Below are 21,238 nucleotides of genomic sequence, written 5' to 3'. Positions count from 1 at the left end.
CATGTTTCCTTTTTCAGTGACTCACCCTCGCTCGGTCACCCAGAGCGGACGACAAACGGCGAACAGCGGCTACGAGCTGATTGCCTTTGACGCGGAGAAGCTGAACGTGTTTGCCGCGGAGGTTCGCTACTGCGAGCCTCACTGGCATCCGGCTCCGGAGCTGATTACCGTGCTGGCGGGGCGATTTACCCTCGTCGTCGGCCAGCAAAGCCTGGAGCTGGCGCAGGGAGACATGCTGTATATCAATGCCGAAGAGGTCCATTCGCTGAGCGCCGAGGAGGCGGGCAGCCAGCTGCTCACCGTACAGTTTTCCCCCGGCCTGTTTGATGAACTTCATCCCTCGCCGCAGCTGGACTGGAGTACCTGCGGACGACCTTACTCTCCGGCAGACAGCGAGGTACGCCAGCGGCTGGCGAGGCTACTGGAACAGCTGATCGATAACCACGCGCCATTTCAGCGTATCGCGGCGATTTATCTGCTGCTGGATGCGGTCGTCTCCGCCGGAAAGCCGACGCGGCGCGCCGAAAGCTCGCTGCGCGACGAGGCGATGATCAAAAAAGGCATTGATTTTATCAATCAACACTTTGATCAGCCGCTGACGCTGAGCGAGGTCGCCTGCCATAGCGGGATGAGCTACTCCTGGTTCTCGCGGCTGTTCAAAAAGGTGAGCCGGTATAATTTTAAAGAGTATCTGACGCTGGTGCGGCTAAATAAAGCCCGCACCCTGCTGCGCGATACCCGCACCCCGATCACGGAGATTAGCCACAGCTGCGGCTTTCAGGAACACAAGTATCTGATCGCCGCCTTTAATAAATACTGCGGCGTCACGCCAACCGAATACCGCAAGCGCTTCGTCTCGCGGCAAAATATGCGCGAAAGCGAACTGGCGCTGGGGGAGGATTGCCTGTGCCTGCCGCTGAATCATGCGCTGCTCAAGCGGCTGGCGGCTAGTAGTCGATCCCCATCTGCGCTTTGATTCCGGCGTCAAAGGCGTGCTTCACCGGGCGCAGCTCGCTGACGGTATCGGCCAGTTCGGTAATCTCACGGTGGCAGCCGCGGCCGGTAATAATCACCGTCTGGTGCGCCGGGCGGTTGCGCAGCGCGGTAAGCACCTCTTCCAGCGGCAGGTAATCATAAGCCACCATGTAGGTTAGCTCGTCCAGCAAAACGAGGTCGAGGCTTTCATCAGCCAGCATGCGGCGCCCGTGCTCCCAGACCGCGAGGCAGGCGGCGGTGTCGCTTTCGCGATCCTGCGTATTCCAGGTAAAACCGGTCGCCATCACCTGAAACTCAACGCCGTGCGGCTCAAGCAGGTTGCGCTCGCCGTTTGGCCAGGTACCTTTAATAAACTGCACGACGGCGGCTTTTTTACCGTGCCCGACGGCGCGGGTGACGGTGCCAAAAGCGGCGGTGGTTTTGCCTTTACCGTTGCCGGTAAAGACGATCACGATGCCGCGCTCTTCCTGCGCGGCGGCGACGCGAGCGTCAACTTTATCTTTTACCCGCTGCTGGCGTTCGCGGTGGCGTTCATCACTCATTGTGCGATTCCTGGTTTGCGGCCCGGCTGGGCGTCAAAGGTCATTCCCGTTTTGCGACGACTGTCGTCGCCCATCAGCCACAGGTAAACCGGCATGATATCAGCGGGGGTTTTCAATTTTTGCGGATCTTCCGTCGGGAACGCATTGGCGCGCATTTTGGTTCGGGTGCCGCCTGGGTTAATGCAGTTGACCCGCAGATGACGGTTCTGATACTCCTCGGCCAGCACCTGCATCATGCCCTCGGTGGCGAATTTCGACGCGGCGTACGCGCCCCAGTTCGCGCGTCCCTGGCGGCCGACGCTGGAAGAGGTAAAGACCAGCGAACCCGATTCGGATTTAAGTAATAAAGGAAGCAGCGCCTGGGTGAGCATAAAGGTGCCGTTCACGTTCACCTGCATCACCTGCTGCCATACTTCCGGCTTTTGTTGATCCATCGGGCACACGTCGCCCAACAGACCCGCGTTGTGCAGCACCCCGTCGAGGCGCGGGTAGTGGATGGCTATTTTCTGCGCCAGCTGCTGGCACTCCTGCGGCGTGCAGGTTAACAGGTCGAGAGTAAACCAGCGGGCGGGAATGCCGCCCGCCTGCTGAATTTCGTGCGCGACGCTGCGCAGCTTTTCTTCGTTGCGGCCGACCAGGATAACGCTGGCGCTATAGCGGGAATAGGTCAGGGCGGCTTCACGGCCAATGCCGTCGCTGGCGCCGGTAACCAGGATGATGCGGTCCTGTAACAGGTGACGTTGCGGTTGATAGTGCACGGCGACTCCTCGGGCGATCTGCTGACGATCGCGCTTGCTGTTCGGTATCTCACTTTTGCGCTTTATGCCTGAAAGCGCCCGCTATTGCAATCGGCGAAGCGGAAACTCTTCGCGGAATTAATATCTTGCAACGATTTCATCGTCGCTGAAAAAAACAGGAAGGCGCCTCGCGTGCGACACAAAGCACAAAGACTTCTCGCCGACGGCTGATGTACACTGTGCGCCAACGTCAGCGGTTTACACAAGGTGAAAACGTGGAATTACTTGCTCAATATGGCCTGTTTTTGGCCAAAATCGCGACCATCGTTGTCGCAATTGCGGTTATCGTCGCCATTATTGTTAACCTGACTCAGCGCAAAAAACAGCGCGGCGAGCTGCGGGTCACCAATCTTAGCGAGCAATATAAGGAGATGAAGGAAGAGCTGGCGGTTTCGTTGCTCGATGGGCCGCAGCAGAAGCTGTGGCATAAAGCGCAAAAGAAAAAGCTCAAGCAGGAAGCAAAGGCGTCAAAGGCGCGGGCGAAGCTCGGCACGCCAGAGCCGGACGTCAAACCGCGCGTTTGGGTGCTGGATTTTAAAGGCAGTATGGATGCCCATGAAGTCAGCAGCCTGCGCGAAGAAATCACCGCCGTTCTGGCGGCGGCAAAAGCGCGCGACCAGGTCGTCATTCGCCTTGAAAGCCCAGGCGGCGTGGTTCACGGTTACGGCCTGGCGGCTTCACAGCTGCAGCGCCTGCGCGACAAGCAGATCCCGTTAACGGTCGCGGTCGATAAAGTCGCGGCCAGCGGCGGCTATATGATGGCCTGCGTGGCGAACAAAATCGTCAGTGCACCCTTTGCTATCCTGGGCTCTATTGGCGTTGTGGCGCAAATTCCCAACATCAATCGCTTCCTGAAAAATAAAGATATCGACATTGAGCTGCATACGGCCGGGCAGTACAAACGCACCCTGACGATGCTGGGTGAAAATACCGAAGAAGGGCGGCAGAAATTTCGCGAAGACCTCAACGATACTCATCGGCTATTCAAAGATTTTGTCCACCAGATGCGCCCCGGGCTGGATATCGAGCAGGTAGCGACGGGTGAACACTGGTACGGCGTTCAGGCGCTGGAAAAAGGCCTTGTGGACGCGGTGGAAACCAGCGATGAACTTCTGCTGGGGCTGATGGATAAGCACGAGGTTATCAGCGTGCGCTATCAGCAGCGTAAGAAAATGCTCGAGCGGTTTACTGGCAGCGCGGCGGAAAGCGCCGATAAACTTCTGCTGCGCTGGTGGCAGCGCGGGCAAAAGCCGCTGATGTAAACAAACAACGCGAGGCTTCGGCCTCGCGTTGTTGTCATGGCCCTGCAGGCAGCGGTTAATCCGCCAGGTGGTACTTATCAGACAGCTCGTGTGCGAGGTATTTAAACATATTAAATACCGCCGTACTCTTCGCCGTTGGCAGACCCTGCTCGTCAAGATAGAACTCGCCGCTGAACACCAGCACGCCGTTACGCTGAACGACGTCGGTGGCCTCGATCCCGGCTAACGTATCTTCATGTTCGCGAATGAGTTTGTTGGCTTTTTCCAGAAGCGTCTGGCGATCGATGGGTTGGGTTGTACCTTGCATAAATGCCTCCTGTGTTTCTTCGCGGCTAGTCTACGCCGCGCGGCGGCGAGGGGCAAATTTTCCATTGATCTTGCAGGGGTAATCGCAGAAGCCTAATAAACATCAGTTTAGTGGCGGGATTTGCTTTTGCATGCTAATAAAGTTGCGTAACGAATTTTATCAGGTACAGTGTGACGCTTTCAGCGATCTGGCAACAGATTTGCTTGACATTCGGCCAAAAATTATTCGTGCTATGTCGCCTGGCGAGAAAAAGCCAGCAAACTCAGCTATCTGGTTTTATGGATGCGAAACCGGTGCAAGGGGTTGATATCCATCGATAACGACGCAACATAGGTTGTGACGTGTCGCCAGTGGATGGTGAATCAATGTGCGATGTATTCCTGGATGAATCAAATTAGGTAAAGGTGAATATGGGTAAAGCTCTCGTTATCGTTGAGTCCCCGGCAAAAGCCAAAACGATCAATAAGTATCTGGGTAATGACTACGTGGTTAAGTCCAGCGTCGGTCATATCCGCGATTTGCCGACCAGTGGCTCAGCTTCCAAAAAGAGCGCCGACTCTACCTCCACCAAAGGGGCTAAAAAGCCTAAGAAGGATGAACGCGGCGCTCTGGTCAACCGTATGGGCGTGGACCCGTGGCATGACTGGAATGCGCACTATGAAATACTCCCGGGTAAAGAAAAGGTCGTTTCTGAACTCAAACAGTTGGCGGAAAAAGCTGACCACATCTATCTCGCAACCGACCTTGACCGCGAAGGGGAAGCCATCGCATGGCACCTGCGGGAAGTTATCGGCGGTGATGAACAGCGCTATAGCCGCGTGGTGTTCAACGAGATCACGAAGAATGCGATTCGTCAGGCTTTCGAAAAGCCGGGCGAACTGAATATTGACCGTGTCAACGCTCAGCAGGCGCGCCGTTTTATGGATCGCGTGGTGGGCTACATGGTCTCTCCACTGCTGTGGAAAAAAATTGCCCGCGGTCTGTCAGCAGGCCGCGTCCAGTCGGTTGCGGTGCGTCTGGTGGTCGAGCGCGAGCGCGAAATTAAAGCGTTCGTTCCGGAAGAGTACTGGGAAGTTGACGCCAGCACCACGACCCCTGGCGGCGATGCGTTACCGCTGCAGGTCACGCATAACGGCGATAAGCCGTTCCGTCCGGTAAACCGTGATGAAACCATGGCGGCGGTCGCGCTGCTTGAGAAAGCCAGCTACAGCGTGCTGGAGCGTGAAGATAAGCCGACCAGCAGCAAGCCGGGCGCGCCGTTTATCACCTCCACGCTGCAGCAGGCCGCCAGCACGCGTCTTGGCTTCGGCGTGAAGAAAACCATGATGATGGCGCAGCGTCTCTACGAAGCGGGCCACATTACCTATATGCGTACCGACTCGACGAACCTGAGCCAGGACGCGCTGAGCATGGTGCGCGGCTACATTGGCGACAACTTCGGTAAGAAATATCTGCCGGAGAGCGCGAATCAGTACGCCAGCAAAGAAAACTCGCAGGAAGCGCACGAGGCGATTCGTCCATCCGACGTCAACGTGCTGGCCGAAACGTTAAAAGATATGGAATCTGATGCGCAGAAACTGTATCAGCTGATCTGGCGCCAGTTTGTCGCCTGTCAGATGACGCCTGCGCAGTACGACTCCACCACGCTGACGGTGAAAGCCGGCGATTTCAAACTGAAAGCCCGCGGCCGTACGCTGCGCTTTGACGGCTGGACCAAAGTAATGCCAGCTCTGCGTAAAGGCGATGAAGACCGTACGTTACCGATGGTCAATAAGGGCGACAGCCTGAGCCTGGTCGAGCTGACCCCTGCGCAGCACTTTACCAAGCCGCCGGCGCGTTTTAGCGAAGCTTCGCTGGTTAAAGAGCTGGAAAAACGCGGCATCGGTCGTCCGTCCACCTATGCGTCGATCATTTCGACCATTCAGGATCGCGGCTACGTGCGGGTGGAAAACCGCCGCTTCTATGCGGAAAAGATGGGCGAAATCGTTACCGATCGTCTGGAAGAGAACTTCCGCGATCTGATGAACTATGATTTCACCGCGCAGATGGAAGACCGCCTCGACCAGGTGGCTAACCATCAGGCCGAGTGGAAGCAGGTCCTCGACAGCTTCTTCGGAGACTTTACCTCGCAGCTGCAGACGGCAGAGAAAGATCCGGAAGAGGGCGGCATGCAGCCGAACCCAATGGTGCTGACCACCATCGACTGCCCAACCTGCGGGCGCAAGATGGGGATCCGTACCGCCAGCACCGGCGTATTCCTCGGCTGCTCGGGCTACGCGCTGTCGCCAAAAGAGCGCTGTAAAACCACCATTAACCTGGTGCCGGAAAACGAAGTGCTCAACGTGCTGGAAGGCGATGACGCTGAAACCAACGCGCTGCGCGCTAAACGCCGCTGTAAAAAATGCGGCACGGCGATGGACAGCTACCTCATCGATCCGAAGCGCAAGCTGCACGTCTGCGGTAATAACCCGACCTGCGATGGCTACGAGATCGAAGAGGGCGAGTTCCGCATCAAGGGCTATGACGGCCCGATCGTTGAGTGTGAAAAATGTGGCTCCGAAATGCACCTGAAGATGGGGCGTTTTGGTAAGTATATGGCCTGCACCAACGACGAGTGTAAAAACACCCGTAAGATCCTGCGTAACGGGGAAGTGGCGCCGCCGAAAGAAGATCCGGTGCCGCTGCCGGAGCTGCCGTGCGAGAAATCGGACGCTTACTTTGTTCTGCGCGATGGCGCGGCGGGCGTCTTCCTGGCCGCCAACACCTTCCCGAAATCGCGCGAAACCCGCGCGCCGCTGGTGGAAGAACTGTACCGCTTCCGCGACCGTCTGGCAGAGAAGCTGCGCTATCTGGCCGATGCGCCGCAGCAGGATCCGGAAGGCAACAAAACGATGGTGCGTTTTAGCCGTAAAACTAAGCAGCAGTACGTTGCCTCAGAGAAAGATGGCAAAGCCACCGGCTGGTCAGCTTTCTATATAGATGGCAAATGGACTGAAGCAAAGAAGTAACTGCTATCATCTGATAAAAGGGCCGCGCCGCGGCCCTTTTTTGACATCACATGTTGTTGATATCCAAGATATTACTCTGTTCCTCCTCTCGCCTTATAACCGCCTTATTATTTTTTGTTAGTATCTATACACTGTAGATATAAATGATATAGTGGTTATAGCTAATCCCTTTTTTATTATCTTATCGTCTTATACATCACCGTCATCAGGATACGTTGTGGCGCCAACACGGCGAGTCGCAGGGAGGTTCGGGCTAGCCCGTCCACCGCCAAGTGACCTGAGCGTAAAATGTATTAAGCGGGTTTATTTTACGTGCTATCGGATATCAGCCATGAAACTACAGCAGCTCCGCTATATCGTTGAGGTTGTTAACCATAATCTGAACGTCTCCTCCACGGCCGAAGGCCTGTACACCTCACAGCCGGGCATCAGCAAGCAGGTTCGCATGCTGGAGGATGAGCTGGGAATTCAGATTTTCGCCCGCAGCGGCAAACATTTGACCCAGGTCACGCCCGCAGGCCAGGAGATCATACGCATCGCTCGCGAGGTCCTGTCGAAGGTCGATGCGATCAAATCGGTAGCGGGTGAGCATACCTGGCCTGATAAGGGGTCGCTGTACGTAGCAACTACCCACACCCAGGCCCGCTACGCGCTACCGGGCGTTATCAAAGGCTTTATCGAACGCTATCCCCGCGTCTCCTTGCACATGCATCAGGGGTCGCCAACGCAAATCGCCGAGGCGGTGTCGAAAGGCAATGCTGACTTCGCTATCGCGACCGAAGCGCTTCATCTTTATGATGATTTGGTGATGCTGCCGTGCTACCACTGGAACCGCTCCGTGGTCGTCACGCCAGAGCATCCGCTGGCGTCGCGAGAGTCGGTATCGATTGAGGAGCTGGCGCAATATCCGCTGGTGACTTATACCTTCGGCTTCACCGGCCGCTCCGAACTGGATACCGCCTTTAATCGCGCCGGCTTAACGCCGCGCATCGTTTTCACCGCCACCGACGCCGATGTGATTAAAACCTATGTGCGTCTGGGCCTTGGGGTAGGGGTAATTGCCAGCATGGCGGTGGATCCGGTTTCCGACCCGGACCTGGTGAAGCTGGACGCCAATGGTATTTTCAGCCACAGCACCACGAAAATAGGTTTCCGTCGCAGTACCTTCTTGCGAAGCTATATGTATGATTTTATTCAGCGATTTGCGCCGCATCTGACCCGGGATGTGGTCGATACCGCCGTTGCTTTGCGCTCAAATGAAGATATTGAAGCGATGTTCAAAGATATTAAATTACCGGAAAAATAACCACAGAAAAAATAATGGCATCCTCTCGGGGATGCCAAAGCCTATAATGGCCTGAAATGGAATATCTAAACCTCGTCTGAATCACAATTTTCGTTAACTCCTCGTACCACATTTGCAAATATACCTGCCGCGATCAAATTAATGATGAAAGATATCTGCTGAAAAGCGAATTCACTGGATTAATAGCCAATCCATAATTAAGATTTATCTGTGGTTAGTAATTCTTAGCGATTGGTGGTGAAAAAATGATTAGTGATATCGATTATATGAAGTTTGCGATGTCACAGGAACGTGACAAGACTGAGATAGATCCAGTTTTGAGAAGTAAGGCCTGGAGCGCCGTTATCCTTGGGCTTGCGATGTTCTGGAGCGTCATTGCTCTGGTTGTCTGCAACGTTTGGTTACTAAGCTAGAGCACCTTCCAGTCACAGCGGTTATGTCAGTTTTATGACAAGTGAATTATTGAGAATTATTTGTATCTGATAAAATAGCGGTAATAAGGAGGATATAATTTTTCCCTTTTTAGACTCGCTCGATAAATTTTCTCTATTGGACTAATCGCCAGAATAATGGCGATTAGTCTTTCTTTGTACTCGTGTACTAATACGACGCGCTCGCCGACGCAAAACTGACTTCTTCAATCCTTCTCAATATATCCGCCCTCATTATTCAAATTTCCTGTCTTAATGCGTTACGCCTATTTTAGCAATCTGGGTTGTTATCAAAATGTTACATCAAAGATGTGTTATCTTTAATAATGACCCTGAGGAGGATCAGGGGATGCTATCCCTAAGGTAAAGGAGGAGCTATGTCGTCAACCCTACGAGCAGCCAGTAAGGATACGCTCCAGGTTAAAGATAAAACCTGGCATTACTACAGCTTACCGCTGGCCGCTAAACAACTGGGCGATCTCTCGCGCTTGCCCAAATCGCTCAAAGTGCTACTGGAAAACCTGCTGCGCTGGCAGGACGGCGATTCCGTGACCGCCGAAGATATTCATGCCCTGGCCGGATGGCTGAAGCATGCCCATGCCGACAGGGAGATTGCCTACCGTCCGGCGCGCGTCCTGATGCAGGACTTTACCGGGGTTCCTGCCGTGGTGGACCTGGCGGCGATGCGCGAAGCGGTCAAACGCCTGGGCGGCGATACCGCCAAAGTGAACCCGCTTTCTCCTGTCGACCTGGTCATTGACCATTCGGTTACGGTAGACCGTTTCGGCGATGATGATGCCTTTGAAGAAAACGTCCGGCTTGAGATGGAGCGTAACCATGAGCGCTATGTCTTCTTACGTTGGGGACAACAGGCTTTCAGCCGCTTCAGCGTAGTACCGCCGGGTACCGGTATTTGCCACCAGGTAAACCTCGAATACCTTGGCCGGGCGGTGTGGAGCGAACAGCAAAACGGCGAGTGGGTGGCTTTCCCCGACACCCTGGTCGGCACCGATTCCCATACCACGATGATTAACGGTTTAGGCGTTCTGGGCTGGGGCGTCGGCGGTATCGAAGCGGAAGCCGCCATGCTCGGTCAGCCGGTTTCCATGCTGATCCCGGACGTTGTTGGCTTCAAGCTGAGCGGCAAGCTGCGTGAAGGCATTACCGCGACGGACCTGGTCCTGACGGTCACCCAAATGCTGCGTAAACACGGCGTTGTGGGTAAGTTTGTTGAATTCTACGGCGATGGCCTCGATTCTCTGCCGCTGGCGGACCGCGCGACGATTGCCAATATGTCCCCGGAGTATGGCGCGACCTGCGGCTTTTTCCCGATCGATGCGGTAACGCTTGACTATATGCGTCTGACCGGCCGCAGCGAAGAGCAGGTGGCGCTGGTAGAGGCCTATGCGAAAGCGCAGGGTATGTGGCGTCAGCCCGGAGATGAACCGGTATTCACCAGCACGCTGGCGCTGGATATGGGAACCGTTGAAGCCAGCCTGGCCGGGCCGAAACGCCCGCAGGACCGCGTAGCGCTCGGCGATGTGCCCCAGGCCTTTGCCGCCAGCACCGAGCTGGAAGTTAATCACGCGCAGAAAGATAAACGGCCAATTGACTACACGCTGAACGGACAGCAGTATTCGCTGCCTGACGGCGCGGTGGTGATTGCCGCCATTACCTCCTGTACTAACACGTCGAACCCCAGCGTCCTGATGGCCGCCGGCTTGCTGGCCAAAAAAGCCGTTGAGCGGGGGCTGAAACCGCAGCCGTGGGTTAAAGCGTCGCTGGCTCCCGGGTCGAAGGTCGTTTCCGACTATCTGGCCCACGCAAAGCTGACGCCGTATCTTGATGAACTGGGCTTCAATCTGGTCGGCTATGGCTGTACCACCTGCATCGGTAACTCCGGACCGCTGCCGGACCCGATCGAGCGCGCAATCAAGCAGGGCGATCTGACCGTCGGGGCTGTGCTCTCCGGGAACCGCAACTTTGAAGGACGTATTCATCCGCTAGTAAAAACCAACTGGCTGGCGTCGCCGCCGCTGGTGGTTGCCTACGCCCTGGCGGGGAATATGAATCTCGACCTGACCTGTGAGCCGTTAGGGACGGGTAAAGATGGTCAGCCGGTGTATCTGAAGGATATCTGGCCGAGCGGAATCGAAGTCGCGCAGGCGGTTGAGCAAGTCTCAACGGAGATGTTCCGTAAAGAGTACGCCGAAGTGTTTGAAGGGACAGCCGAGTGGAAGGCGATTAAAGTGGATCGCTCTGATACCTACGACTGGCAGGATGATTCCACCTACATTCGCCTGTCGCCGTTCTTTGATGAGATGGGCGTTGAGCCTAAACCGGTAGAGGATATTCACGGCGCGCGCATTCTGGCCATGTTGGGCGACTCGGTTACCACCGACCATATCTCCCCGGCGGGCAGCATTAAAGCCGACAGCCCCGCGGGCCGTTATCTGCAAAATCACGGCGTCGAACGCATCGATTTTAACTCCTACGGCTCCCGTCGCGGCAACCATGAGGTGATGATGCGCGGGACGTTTGCCAATATTCGTATTCGTAACGAAATGGTCCCCGGCGTGGAAGGGGGGATGACCCGTCATCTTCCTGATAGCCAACCCATCGCTATTTACGATGCCGCTATGCTCTACAAAGCGGAGGGCACGCCGCTGGCGGTGATCGCAGGCAAAGAGTACGGTTCCGGCTCCAGCCGCGACTGGGCGGCTAAAGGACCGCGTTTGCTCGGCGTCAGGGTGGTGATTGCCGAGTCTTTCGAGCGCATCCACCGCTCCAACCTGATTGGGATGGGGATTTTACCGCTGGAATTCCCGCAGGGGGTGACGCGTAAAACGCTGGGACTGAGCGGCGAGGAGCGGATAGATATCAGCAACCTGCAGGCTCTGCAGCCCGGTATGACGGTGCCGGTCACGCTGACGCGCGCTGATGGCCGGCAGGAAGTGATTGATTGCCGCTGCCGCATCGATACCGCGACTGAGCTGACCTACTATCAGAACGACGGTATTTTGCACTATGTGATCCGCAATATGCTGTAAACCCGCGTCTGATATAAAAAGGGCCAGCACAGGCTGGCCCTTCATTTTTCAACGGAATTACTTGCTCAGCAGGTGCCCCATTTTGGCAGCCTTAGTATCCAGATAGTGGGCATTTTTCGGGTTTCGCCCCACAATCAGCGGCACGCGTTCCACAATGTTAATTCCCGCTTCAGTCAGAATTTCGACCTTCTTCGGGTTGTTGGTCAACAGGCGTACCTGGTCGACGTTGAGCAGCTTAAACATATCTGCGCACAGCGTGAAGTCGCGTTCATCGGCGGCAAAACCCAGCTGATGGTTGGCTTCCACGGTGTCATAGCCTTGATCCTGTAACGCGTAGGCGCGGATTTTGTTCAGCAGACCGATATTGCGCCCTTCCTGGCGGTGATACAGCAGAATGCCGCGCCCCTCTTCGGCAATATGCGACAACGCCGCTTCCAGTTGAAATCCGCAATCACAGCGCAGGCTAAAAAGGGCGTCGCCCGTTAAACACTCAGAGTGTACGCGAGCCAGAACCGGGGATTGCCCCGAAATATCGCCAAATACCAGCGCGACGTGATCCTGCCCGGTTGCCAGTTCTTCAAAACCCACCATGAGAAAATCGCCCCATGGGGTTGGCAGTTTGGCTTCTGCCACACGTTTAAGCTGCATGTGATTCTCCAGATTCTATCAGCACCTGACTGTGCTTCTGTTTGCCGCTATTTTGCCACAATGGCGCGACGTTCTCCTAATTGCGTAGGGTTACCTGCGCGCAAAGCGCACAAACGAACTACTTTCCGTTATGATATTGAGGTTAATGAATAAGGAGACGAGATGCTGTTGATTGCCAGACGAACCGCCGTTGGCGCGGCCCTGTTATTAATCATGCCTGCTGCGATCTGGATTTCGGGCTGGAAATGGCATCCCGGGCTGTCGGCAGGGACGATGAAGCTGCTGTACTGGGTGACCGAAACGGTGACGCAGCCATGGGGCATCATTACGCACGTTATCTTATGCGCCTGGTTTCTGTGGTGCCTGCGTTTTCGTCTGCGAGCGGCGTTAATGCTGTTTCTCATTCTGGCCGCAGCGATACTGGTTGGGCAGGGAATGAAGACGTGGATTAAAGGCCGCGTTCAGGAGCCTCGTCCCTTTGTCATCTGGCTGGAGCAGACGCAGCAGGTGCCGGTCACGCAATTCTACGCGTTGAAACGCAAAGAACGCGCTAAACTGGTGCATGAGCAGCTGGCGCAAGAGCAGCAAATCCCCGGATTTTTGCGCAAGCACTGGCAAAAAGAGACCGGCTTCGCTTTCCCATCTGGCCATACGATGTTCGCTGCCAGCTGGGCGCTGCTCGGCGTTGGTTTGCTGTGGCCGCGGCGTCGCTGGGTCACCCTGGCGCTGCTGCTAACGTGGGCGACGGCGGTGATGGGCAGCCGCCTGGCGCTGGGCATGCACTGGCCGCAGGATCTGATCGTCGCAACGCTGATTTCCTGGCTGCTGGTGACCCTGGCGACCTGGCTTGCCCAGCGGTTCTGCGGCCCGCTATCGCCGCCGGGAGAAGAGGCGCAGGATATTAAAAAAAGGGCGGCAGCGCCGGAATAATGTTGATATTACCCCTGTCAGGCCGCATATCCTGTACTGGTGTCATGCATTTCCATTTCACCGCTGCGGCGAAAATGGTACTTTATAGGGCTGAACGCGGGATTTTTTCGCGCAACCCACAGAACGGGAAGTCATGTGAAATATTTTCTTATTTTCTTACTGGTGTTAGCCATCTTCGTCATTTCAGTGACGCTGGGCGCGCAGAATGACCAGGTGGTCACGTTCAACTATCTCCTCGCGCAGGGTGAGTTCCGTATTTCGACGCTGCTGGCCGTGCTTTTTGCTGCCGGTTTTGCTATCGGCTGGCTGATCTGCGGTCTTTTCTGGCTACGCGTTCGCGTCTCTCTGGCGCGCGCTGAGCGTAAAATTAAGCGTCTGGAGCATCAGATCGCGCCAGCCAGCGCTACGCCTGCGGAAGCCGGTGTTCCTGCGGTGAAGGAATAATCATTTATGCTGGAGTTGTTGTTTCTGCTTTTGCCCGTTGCCGCAGCGTATGGCTGGTACATGGGGCGCAGAAGTGCACAACAGTCCAAACAGGACGATGCGAGCCGTCTGTCGCGTGACTACGTTACAGGGGTCAACTTCCTGCTGAGCAATCAGCAGGATAAAGCCGTCGATCTGTTCCTCGATATGCTGAAAGAGGATACCGGCACCGTCGAAGCCCATCTGACGTTGGGCAACCTGTTCCGCTCGCGCGGTGAAGTTGACCGCGCTATCCGCATCCACCAGAGCTTAATGGAAAGCGCCTCGCTGACTTACGACCAGCGCCTGCTGGCGGTTCAGCAGCTGGGGCGCGATTATATGGCCGCCGGGCTCTACGATCGGGCGGAGGGAATGTTCAAACAGCTGGTGGATGAAACGGATTTTCGCCTGAGCGCCCTACAGCAGCTGCTGCAAATTTATCAGGCAACCAGCGACTGGCAGTCGGCGATAGAAGTGGCCGAGCGTCTGGTTAAGCTGGGGAAAGAGAAACATCGCGGCGAAATCGCCAATTTCTGGTGTGAACTGGCGCTGCAGCAAATGGCGGGCAACGATCTGGATAAGGCGATGGCGCTGCTGAAAAAAGGCGCCGCGGCGGATCGCAACAGCGCTCGCGTCTCCATCATGATGGGTCGGGTATGGATGGAGAAGGGCGACTATGCCAAAGCGGTAGAGAGCCTGGAGCGGGTGATTGAGCAGGATAAAGAACTGGTGGGTGAAACCCTGGAGATGCTGCAAACCTGTTACCAGCAGTTAGGGAAAACCGACGAGTGGGAAGCATTTTTGCGCCGCTGCGCGGAGGAAAATACCGGCGCTACGGCCGATCTGATGCTGGCGCAGATCCTCGAACAGCGGGAAGGGGTTGACGCCGCGCAAAACTACGTGACTCGCCAGCTGGAGCGTCATCCGACGATGCGCGTTTTCCATAAGCTCATCGATTACCACATCAATGAAGCCGAAGAGGGGCGTGCGAAGGAGAGCCTGGGCGTGCTGCGCCACATGGTGGGCGAGCAGGTCCGCAGCAAGCCGCGCTACCGCTGCCAGAAATGCGGCTTTACCGCCCATACGCTGTACTGGCACTGTCCATCCTGCCGGTCGTGGTCAACCATTAAGCCCATTCGCGGACTCGACGGGCAGTAATTTTAAAAAAAGCCGCACTTTAGTTACAACATACTTATGGATTATTATGTCCGTCTCCTCCGGCTACGGCTATTAAGGCGTCCGGCAGGGAGGGAAATGCAGCCTGTTATTTTCGGCTTATCGCAGGTAGAATGCTGCCCGTTTACCTTTTTTGCGCCGAACCGGCGCTCATCAACAATTAAGGTCCGGTCATGACGTCTACTGCAACATCTTCTTCCCGCGTTGTCACATCCTCTCCCATCGTCGTTGCTCTCGATTATGATAACCGTGATAAAGCGCTGGCGTTTGTCGACCGTATCGACCCGCGCGACTGCCGGCTCAAGGTTGGTAAAGAGATGTTTACCCTGCTGGGGCCGCAGTTTGTTCGCGACCTGCACCAGCGCGGTTTTGAGATTTTCCTCGATCTAAAGTTTCACGATATCCCGAATACCACGGCGCGTGCGGTCGCCGCAGCGGCAGAGCTTGGCGTCTGGATGGTTAACGTTCATGCCTCCGGCGGCGCGCGTATGATGACCGCCGCACGTGAGGCCCTGCTGCCTTTCGGAAAAGATGCGCCGCTATTAATTGCGGTAACGGTGTTAACCAGCATGGAAGCCAGCGATCTGCAGGATCTGGGCATTACGCTATCTCCGGCAGACCACGCCGCGAAGCTGGCGGCGCTGACCCAGCGCTGCGGGCTGGATGGCGTTGTCTGTTCGGCGCAGGAGGCGGTTCGCTTTAAACAAGAGCTGGGCCAGGCGTTCAAGCTGGTGACGCCTGGCATTCGTCCGCAAGGTAGCGACGCGGGTGACCAGCGGCGCATTATGACGCCGGAACAGGCGCAGGCGGCGGGGGTAGATTACATGGTGATCGGTCGTCCGGTAACGCAGTCTGCCGATCCGGCCGCCACCCTGCGCGGTATCAACGCATCGTTGAATAAGGGGGTATGATGAGCGACTCCAACAGTCGTCTGGTTTATTCAACGGACAGCGGTCGTATTGATGAGCCCAAAGCGGTACAGGCGCGTCCGAAAGGGGACGGTATCGTACGTATCCAGCGCCAGACCAGCGGGCGCAAGGGGAAGGGCGTGTGTCTGATTAGCGGAATAGATGAAAGTGACGACGCGCTGGCTAAGCTGGCTGCCGAGCTGAAAAAGAAATGCGGCTGCGGCGGGGCGGTAAAAGATGGCGTGATTGAGATTCAGGGCGATAAGCGTGACTTGCTCAAATCGCTTCTGGAAGCCAAAGGCATGAAGGTTAAGCTGGCTGGCGGTTGATTAATAATAAGGCCACGATAAATATCGTGGCCTTTATTTTTGTGCTGGTGTACTGGTCAGCAAATATAAACTTTCATTTTATTGTTCGTGGTTAATATTATTTACCCACCTGGTGGCCGATAATCCCGCCGACTGCTGCGCCGCCGAGGGTACCCAGGGTGCTGCCGTCCGTTAATACCGCACCGCCCAGTGCACCGGCACCTGCGCCGATAGCGGTGTTACGGTCGCGTTTAGACCAGTTAGAACAAGCGCTCAGAGACATTGCAACAGTGACGGCCAGAACCACAGCGGCCATTTTTTTGTTCATTGAAGTCATCATTTTTTTTCTCCTGAATAATCTATTCATGGATACAACTTCCCTTAAGCATAGCTTGTTACGCCAGCCCGGGGGGTATTCCATGAAGCTTTAGTTGCGCAGGTGTTGCTCTATTCACGCAGGTGATAGTTACTTCCTGTTATATCGCTAACATTAATTCTACTTTCTATAAATTTTTCAGGCAGGTAAAAAGTCTGAATTCAGGTGTCAGAAAAGTCTCAGACCAGGGCGATGCCGGGGAGAGCCCGGCAAAGCGGCGGTAAGGCAGAAATAAGGATCAGGGATGGTTAACGATATCGACGGCTAAACCGCACTGGGTTAACTGGTTGCGCACGGCATCATTGAGATTATCATCGGTGATAATGCGGTTGAAGCGCCCTATCGGGCCGAGCGGATAGGGATGAACCACGTTGAATTTCGAGCTATCGCTCAGCACAATCGCTTCACAGCCCTTTTCAAGCACCGCGTTGACCACGTCAGCACGCATCATATCCCGTCCGGTAAATCCGGTTTCAGCCTGCCAGCCGTCAATGCCAATAAAGGCCTTGCTGAAGTGGACCTGCTGAATAAACTGGCGGGTTAGCGGACCCACCATGCTTTCACTGCGCTTTTGATAGATCCCGCCCAGCAGGATGACTTCTCCGGGCGTCTCTTTCAGCAGATGCGCAATATAGCTGCTGACGGTGATGATAGTGATATCGCCGCGTTCGGCAAGCGTACGGGCGAGCAGGGCGTTGCAGCTCCCGTTTTCGATAAACACCGTTTCCCCGGACGAAACGAGCGTAGCGGCCCGCGCAGCCAGCTCTCGCTTAATGGCGAAGTTGGTCATCATGCGGGTTTCCACATCTTCACTATCCAGCGGAACGGCGAAGCCGTGGGTACGCCGCAGGTAGCTCTGTTTCTCGAGTGAATTCAGATCCTGGCGAATGGTGACTTCAGAGACACCGGTCATCTTCGCGAGATCGGCCACGCTCATACGGCCTTTATCGATGACCATTTGCAAAATACTTTGTTGTCGGGCGTTCATAGCAACTTCGCAGTTAAGGGCTATTTGGGCGCGATCGGCCCTGGATGGCCGATGGCGACGATGAAGATTATCAAATTTCCCACGGCGCTTTAGGCTGACCGGGTTTATTTTCCTGCTCGTCGCTGGAAAGCGCCTGCAGTTCAGCTTTCAGAATTTCCAGATTATGGATTGCGGAGTGATAATCCCCGGCAACCAGAATATCCAGCACGGTATCGATTCGTTGGGCGAGCAGGCGGGCATTCAGATCTGACATGGCGTTATCCTGGTTACAAATGTGAATAAAATCAATGATGCTAAAAACGGATGAAAAAGAGAAGCGAAAAAAACGCACAAACTAACTCATCTACAATGATTCGTGGGCAACGCGCAGAAAAACAACGGGAAGGGCTAAAATGCGGCTCCATATAAGGGAGCCGCACAGGTGAACTATCAGGCGGCTGGACGCGCAATCACGCTACGGGTTTCCATGCGCACTTCGGCAATCGTGACGTCGATAACATCCGTGACTTTGTAGACGACTTCGCCTTTGATCTGCACGGTGCCGTTTTCCTGGCTGCACACCAGTTCATCGCGCACGGCGTGAAGGAACGGCGCCGGGATAAAGGCAACCGCGCCGTTATCAACCAGACGCACGCGCATGCCGCCGCGGCTGACATCGATAATCTCAGCTGCAAACCGGGTAGTGGTGCCGGCCTGCGGATTCAGATAGCGGGCGTACAGCCAGTCTCCAACATCGCGCTCCGCCATGCGGTTGAGGCGACGGCGTTCAGCCATTTGGATCGCAACGTCATCCTGCGGACGGGAGATCGCTTCCCCTTTGATAATTGCTTTCAGCAGACGATGGTTAATCATATCGCCGTACTTACGGATCGGGGAAGTCCAGGTCGCATAGGCCTCAAGACCCAGGCCGAAGTGCGGACCCGGCTCGGTGCTGATTTCCGCAAACGACTGGAAGCGACGAATACGGCTATCGAGGAAACCAGACGGCTGCGCGTCCAGCTCGCGACGCAGCTTGCAGAAGCCTTCCAGCGTCAGCACTTCCACCGGGTCAACGTGCACATCGTGAGTCTTCAGTAAGGCCGCGAGCTGCTCGGTGTTGGCCGGATCGAAACCGGTGTGGACGTTATAAACGCCGAAACCGAGTTTGTCGCGCAGCACGCGGGCGGCACAGATGTTGGCGGCAATCATTGACTCTTCAACGATGCGATTGGCGATACGACGCGGTTCGGCGACGATATCCAGCACTTCGCCCTTGTCGCCAAGCACAAAGCGGTAATCCGGGCGGTCCTTGAATACCAACGCGTGGTTTTTACGCCATTCGCTACGACGCAGGCAGGCCTCCTGCAGCAGCTTAATTTGCTGGGCGATAGTCTCGCTTCCCGGCTGCCAGCCACCGTTATTTTCCAGCCAGTCGGAAACATCATCGTAGGCCAGCTTCGCTTTCGACTCGATGGTCGCCGCGAAGAACTGAATATCATCTTCGATGGTGCCGTCATCCGCGAGGATCATGCGGCAGGCCAGAACCGGGCGAACCTCGTTGGGGCGCAGAGAGCAGAGGTCGTCCGAGAGCTCGCGCGGCAGCATCGGAATGTTGAAGCCCGGCAGATAGTTGGTAAAGGCGCGAATTTTCGCCGTGTTGTCCAGCTTGCTGCCTTCGGCAATCCACGCGGTCGGATCGGCGATAGCGACGGTCAGATGCAGCTTGCCGTCAGCGGTTTGCTCAACGTACAGCGCATCGTCCATATCTTCGGTGCTGGCGCTGTCGATGGTCACGAAAGCCAGGGCCGTTAAATCACGGCGTTCCAGACCTTCATCAAGCATCTCGGTCGCCACGCCGTCCGGCGCTTCTTTTTCCAGATTATGACGCGCCAGGGTGACCCACCATGGAACGAAATGATCGTCGCCGTAGGTAATGTACTGGGTGAGCTCAGCGTAGAAACCGCGGTCGCCTTTCAGCGGATGACGGCGCATTTCGGCAACGGCCCAGTCACCCTCTTTAAAATCATGCTCTACGCCGCGTGCGGCGCGGCAAGGAATGGCATCTTTCAGCAGCGGATGGTCAGGAACGATGGAAAGACGATCGTCTTTCTTATGAACTTTGCCGACAAAACGCGTCAGGAACGGCTCAACCAGTTCTTCAGGCTCAGCGCTTTCGCGTTCCTTTTCAGTATTGACCACGGCGATAATACGATCGCCATGCATCACTTTTTTCATTTGCGGCGGCGGAATGAAATAGCTTTTCTGCGAGTCGACTTCGAGGAAGCCAAATCCTTTTTCCGTCCCCTTAACGACCCCTTCAACGCGCGGAGTCTGGGAATGCAGTTGCTGTTTAAGCTGCGCTAGCAGCGGGTTGTCCTGAAACATAATTTCGTATTTTCGTGGCTAAAAGAGCGGCTGACATTTTTACGCGAATATGCCTGCCGCAGCAAGCGCTGTTTCAGCATTTTACGTCTCCTGACGTACATTCCCGAGGGCGATTTTCAGCCGATTCATCCAACCGCACAGCCCGCACCAGGCGAGTAGATCGATAGCCGCGCTACGGGAAAGCCCGTAATCAGTGAGGGGAGTTAGCTGGGCGGCGCTGAAGCGGTCGGGCGCGCGGGTCAAAAGCTGTACGGATTGTAGAAGCTGGCGTTCCATTGACGGGTTGTCTCCCCATGGCTGGACGCCGGATTCATTACCACGCAAAGCGTCCGTGAGATCGGCTAAATCTGGACATCGCGAGGCCCACGCGTTAAAGCAGCTGATGCTGCCATTAATTCGCGCAGCGATCAGCGCCACCTGCGCGGCGAACGGTTGTCGATCGCTGAGGTGGGTCAGGAGCTGTTCCAGCAGAGCCAGAGGAGGTTCCTGAGCCGCCAGCAGCGGGGCCAGTTCAAACAGGCCCGGATGTTTTCGCCAGTTCGCTAAAAGAGACTGGCGCTCATCGTCGGCATAGCGTAAGTCCGCGTCGTCAAGTCCAGGCTGCCAGTCACTCTCCCTCGCGACGAAAAGCGCTTCCGGGGCATCTTCCTGCTGCGGCATGCCGGGGATCCAGCGCACCGGGTAACCCAGCGCGGCATGGAAGGCGGCGATAGCGCGGGCCTGGAAGCTGATAAAGCCAATAATCTGATTGATAAGGATAATATCGCGACTGGTCAGGCCGACTTCGTCCAGCTGGCTGCGGGCGAGCGCGTTGATCAGCGAAGGAGAGCTCGCGAGCTGACGCGCGTACTGGGTAATTTGCGCCAGACGACGGTTGCTCTCACGCGAGGAGTCCGGGCCGGGAAGCGGCGCCAGGCGAGCGGCGTAGTGATTACACAGGCGCTGTACGCCATAAACCTGGGCGACGGTCAGCGCCGTACTTAGCCGGTCATAGGCGCTAAATGTCTGTAGACGGTTAACCGTCACTGACGCGGGAAAGAGGGCATCTGCCAGCCGACGGGCCGGCGTAAGCCAGCGCGCATGCGCCTCGAGCAGCTCCCGGGGGAGAGTCAGATCGAGTAGAAAACGATCTTCGACATGGGCGGCTTCAGGGACGAGCGGCAATACATCCACCGGGCAGATTGTTGACTGGGTCTCATGATACCAGTGGTTTTTGCCGTTAACGCGGCGTTGCTCCATGGGCGTTCCTTGTTCGGTATGTGGCAAACCGCCGTTTCGCGGTCATGCTATGCGGAACTATCCTGGCTTAACCCTGGAGCGGGAGAAAATATTGATCCGTGCTAACAAATAGCGGATTGGAATAACAGAAGGAAAGCGCG

General features: G+C 55.8%; 20 protein-coding genes. 11 read left to right on the top strand and 9 right to left on the bottom strand.

All coding sequences use genetic code 11. The features are described from left to right. Position 1: 1 nt before the first annotated feature. Entirely contained in the window at positions 2–976 is a 975-nt protein-coding gene (locus CDA56_RS27025; protein ID WP_047724012.1) for a helix-turn-helix transcriptional regulator, read from the top strand. Here CDA56_RS27025 and cobO read toward each other — a convergent pair. Together cobO and CDA56_RS27015 are read right to left on the bottom strand one after the other, a co-directional pair. Further along, positions 948–1,538 carry a cob(I)yrinic acid a,c-diamide adenosyltransferase gene (gene cobO / locus CDA56_RS27020; RefSeq protein ID WP_004850148.1) on the bottom strand — a complete coding sequence of 197 codons (591 nt, stop codon included), beginning with the start codon at positions 1,536–1,538 and terminating at the stop codon, positions 948–950. The genes CDA56_RS27025 and cobO overlap by 29 nt on opposite strands. Beyond that, positions 1,535–2,296, bottom strand: coding sequence for a YciK family oxidoreductase (locus tag CDA56_RS27015; protein ID WP_014229011.1), 762 nt, complete (start codon positions 2,294–2,296; stop codon positions 1,535–1,537). The genes cobO and CDA56_RS27015 overlap by 4 nt, the downstream gene beginning before the upstream one ends. Positions 2,297–2,550: 254 nt before the next feature. Here CDA56_RS27015 and sohB point away from each other — a divergent pair, with 254 nt between their 5' ends. After that, a complete protein-coding gene (gene sohB / locus CDA56_RS27005) occupies positions 2,551–3,597 on the top strand; it encodes a protease SohB (RefSeq protein WP_025106986.1) in 1,047 nt (348 codons plus the stop codon). Between the two features lie 55 nt (positions 3,598–3,652). Here sohB and CDA56_RS27000 read toward each other — a convergent pair whose 3' ends face one another. Continuing rightward, a complete protein-coding gene (locus CDA56_RS27000) occupies positions 3,653–3,904 on the bottom strand; it encodes a YciN family protein (protein ID WP_004101388.1) in 252 nt (83 codons plus the stop codon). Positions 3,905–4,314: 410 nt separating this feature from the next. Here CDA56_RS27000 and topA point away from each other — a divergent pair, with 410 nt between their 5' ends. From topA to acnA, 4 genes are all read left to right on the top strand, one after another. Beyond that, positions 4,315–6,912, top strand: coding sequence for a type I DNA topoisomerase (topA, locus tag CDA56_RS26995; RefSeq protein WP_014229012.1), 2,598 nt, complete (start codon positions 4,315–4,317; stop codon positions 6,910–6,912). 331 nt (positions 6,913–7,243) lie between these two features. Beyond that, on the top strand, positions 7,244–8,218 hold the full coding sequence (gene cysB / locus CDA56_RS26990) for an HTH-type transcriptional regulator CysB (RefSeq protein WP_004121248.1): 975 nt from the start codon (positions 7,244–7,246) through the stop codon (positions 8,216–8,218). A gap of 245 nt (positions 8,219–8,463) precedes the next feature. Continuing rightward, positions 8,464–8,631 (top strand): YmiA family putative membrane protein, encoded by a 168-nt coding sequence (locus CDA56_RS26985; RefSeq protein WP_004121247.1) that lies wholly within the window; start codon positions 8,464–8,466, stop codon positions 8,629–8,631. A 395-nt stretch (positions 8,632–9,026) separates the two neighbouring features. Beyond that, positions 9,027–11,699: an aconitate hydratase AcnA gene (gene acnA / locus CDA56_RS26980; RefSeq protein WP_102802794.1), complete on the top strand. Its 2,673-nt coding sequence runs from the start codon at positions 9,027–9,029 to the stop codon at positions 11,697–11,699. A 57-nt stretch (positions 11,700–11,756) separates the two neighbouring features. On the opposite strand, the gene ribA is transcribed toward acnA, so the two are convergent. Next, on the bottom strand, positions 11,757–12,347 hold the full coding sequence (ribA, locus tag CDA56_RS26975) for a GTP cyclohydrolase II (RefSeq protein ID WP_004121245.1): 591 nt from the start codon (positions 12,345–12,347) through the stop codon (positions 11,757–11,759). A 162-nt stretch (positions 12,348–12,509) separates the two neighbouring features. Here ribA and pgpB point away from each other — a divergent pair, with 162 nt between their 5' ends. From pgpB to yciH, 5 genes are all read left to right on the top strand, one after another. After that, positions 12,510–13,277, top strand: a complete 768-nt coding sequence (gene pgpB / locus CDA56_RS26970) for a phosphatidylglycerophosphatase B (RefSeq protein WP_102802793.1) — start codon at positions 12,510–12,512, stop codon at positions 13,275–13,277. Positions 13,278–13,412: 135 nt separating this feature from the next. Further along, entirely contained in the window at positions 13,413–13,721 is a 309-nt protein-coding gene (locus CDA56_RS26965; RefSeq protein ID WP_014229014.1) for a LapA family protein, read from the top strand. A 6-nt stretch (positions 13,722–13,727) separates the two neighbouring features. Continuing rightward, complete coding sequence (gene lapB, locus CDA56_RS26960; RefSeq protein ID WP_004850164.1) at positions 13,728–14,897, top strand: lipopolysaccharide assembly protein LapB; 1,170 nt, start codon at positions 13,728–13,730, stop codon at positions 14,895–14,897. Between the two features lie 191 nt (positions 14,898–15,088). Continuing rightward, a complete protein-coding gene (gene pyrF, locus CDA56_RS26955; protein ID WP_014229016.1) occupies positions 15,089–15,826 on the top strand; it encodes an orotidine-5'-phosphate decarboxylase in 738 nt (245 codons plus the stop codon). Continuing rightward, positions 15,826–16,152 (top strand): stress response translation initiation inhibitor YciH, encoded by a 327-nt coding sequence (gene yciH / locus CDA56_RS26950; protein WP_014229017.1) that lies wholly within the window; start codon positions 15,826–15,828, stop codon positions 16,150–16,152. The genes pyrF and yciH overlap by 1 nt, the downstream gene beginning before the upstream one ends. Positions 16,153–16,249: 97 nt before the next feature. Here yciH and osmB read toward each other — a convergent pair whose 3' ends face one another. The 5 genes from osmB to CDA56_RS26925 form a co-directional block, all read right to left on the bottom strand. Further along, positions 16,250–16,468, bottom strand: coding sequence for an osmotically-inducible lipoprotein OsmB (gene osmB, locus CDA56_RS26945; protein WP_004139496.1), 219 nt, complete (start codon positions 16,466–16,468; stop codon positions 16,250–16,252). A gap of 277 nt (positions 16,469–16,745) precedes the next feature. After that, on the bottom strand, positions 16,746–17,495 hold the full coding sequence (yciT, locus tag CDA56_RS26940) for a DNA-binding transcriptional regulator YciT (RefSeq protein WP_014229018.1): 750 nt from the start codon (positions 17,493–17,495) through the stop codon (positions 16,746–16,748). Between the two features lie 70 nt (positions 17,496–17,565). Beyond that, positions 17,566–17,748 (bottom strand): YciZ family protein, encoded by a 183-nt coding sequence (locus tag CDA56_RS26935; RefSeq protein WP_004121231.1) that lies wholly within the window; start codon positions 17,746–17,748, stop codon positions 17,566–17,568. A gap of 176 nt (positions 17,749–17,924) precedes the next feature. After that, positions 17,925–19,859: an exoribonuclease II gene (locus CDA56_RS26930; protein ID WP_032749434.1), complete on the bottom strand. Its 1,935-nt coding sequence runs from the start codon at positions 19,857–19,859 to the stop codon at positions 17,925–17,927. Positions 19,860–19,940: 81 nt separating this feature from the next. Beyond that, entirely contained in the window at positions 19,941–21,098 is a 1,158-nt protein-coding gene (locus CDA56_RS26925; protein WP_048261850.1) for a carboxymuconolactone decarboxylase family protein, read from the bottom strand. Positions 21,099–21,238 lie beyond the last annotated feature (140 nt).

Origin of the sequence: Klebsiella michiganensis (assembly GCF_002925905.1) — a bacterium.
Lineage (GTDB): Bacteria > Pseudomonadota > Gammaproteobacteria > Enterobacterales > Enterobacteriaceae > Klebsiella > Klebsiella michiganensis.
The sequence above is the reverse complement of the archived record's forward strand: the minus strand, read 5'-3'. Positions and strand labels throughout refer to the sequence as shown.

Excerpts from the sequence above, each read along its gene's own strand:
- ribA (WP_004121245.1), bottom strand. The coding sequence starts at position 12,347 with ATGCAGCTTAAACGTGTGGCAGAAGCCAAACTGCCAACCCCATGGGGC.
- yciH (WP_014229017.1), top strand. The coding sequence starts at position 15,826 with ATGAGCGACTCCAACAGTCGTCTGGTTTATTCAACGGACAGCGGTCGT.
- CDA56_RS26930 (WP_032749434.1), bottom strand. The coding sequence starts at position 19,859 with ATGTTTCAGGACAACCCGCTGCTAGCGCAGCTTAAACAGCAACTGCAT.
- CDA56_RS27025 (WP_047724012.1), top strand. The coding sequence starts at position 2 with ATGTTTCCTTTTTCAGTGACTCACCCTCGCTCGGTCACCCAGAGCGGA.
- CDA56_RS26935 (WP_004121231.1), bottom strand. The coding sequence starts at position 17,748 with ATGTCAGATCTGAATGCCCGCCTGCTCGCCCAACGAATCGATACCGTG.
- pgpB (WP_102802793.1), top strand. The coding sequence starts at position 12,510 with ATGCTGTTGATTGCCAGACGAACCGCCGTTGGCGCGGCCCTGTTATTA.
- osmB (WP_004139496.1), bottom strand. The coding sequence starts at position 16,468 with ATGACTTCAATGAACAAAAAAATGGCCGCTGTGGTTCTGGCCGTCACT.
- topA (WP_014229012.1), top strand. The coding sequence starts at position 4,315 with ATGGGTAAAGCTCTCGTTATCGTTGAGTCCCCGGCAAAAGCCAAAACG.
- yciT (WP_014229018.1), bottom strand. The coding sequence starts at position 17,495 with ATGAACGCCCGACAACAAAGTATTTTGCAAATGGTCATCGATAAAGGC.
- lapB (WP_004850164.1), top strand. The coding sequence starts at position 13,728 with ATGCTGGAGTTGTTGTTTCTGCTTTTGCCCGTTGCCGCAGCGTATGGC.
- acnA (WP_102802794.1), top strand. The coding sequence starts at position 9,027 with ATGTCGTCAACCCTACGAGCAGCCAGTAAGGATACGCTCCAGGTTAAA.
- cysB (WP_004121248.1), top strand. The coding sequence starts at position 7,244 with ATGAAACTACAGCAGCTCCGCTATATCGTTGAGGTTGTTAACCATAAT.
- CDA56_RS27000 (WP_004101388.1), bottom strand. The coding sequence starts at position 3,904 with ATGCAAGGTACAACCCAACCCATCGATCGCCAGACGCTTCTGGAAAAA.
- pyrF (WP_014229016.1), top strand. The coding sequence starts at position 15,089 with ATGACGTCTACTGCAACATCTTCTTCCCGCGTTGTCACATCCTCTCCC.
- CDA56_RS26925 (WP_048261850.1), bottom strand. The coding sequence starts at position 21,098 with ATGGAGCAACGCCGCGTTAACGGCAAAAACCACTGGTATCATGAGACC.
- cobO (WP_004850148.1), bottom strand. The coding sequence starts at position 1,538 with ATGAGTGATGAACGCCACCGCGAACGCCAGCAGCGGGTAAAAGATAAA.
- CDA56_RS26985 (WP_004121247.1), top strand. The coding sequence starts at position 8,464 with ATGATTAGTGATATCGATTATATGAAGTTTGCGATGTCACAGGAACGT.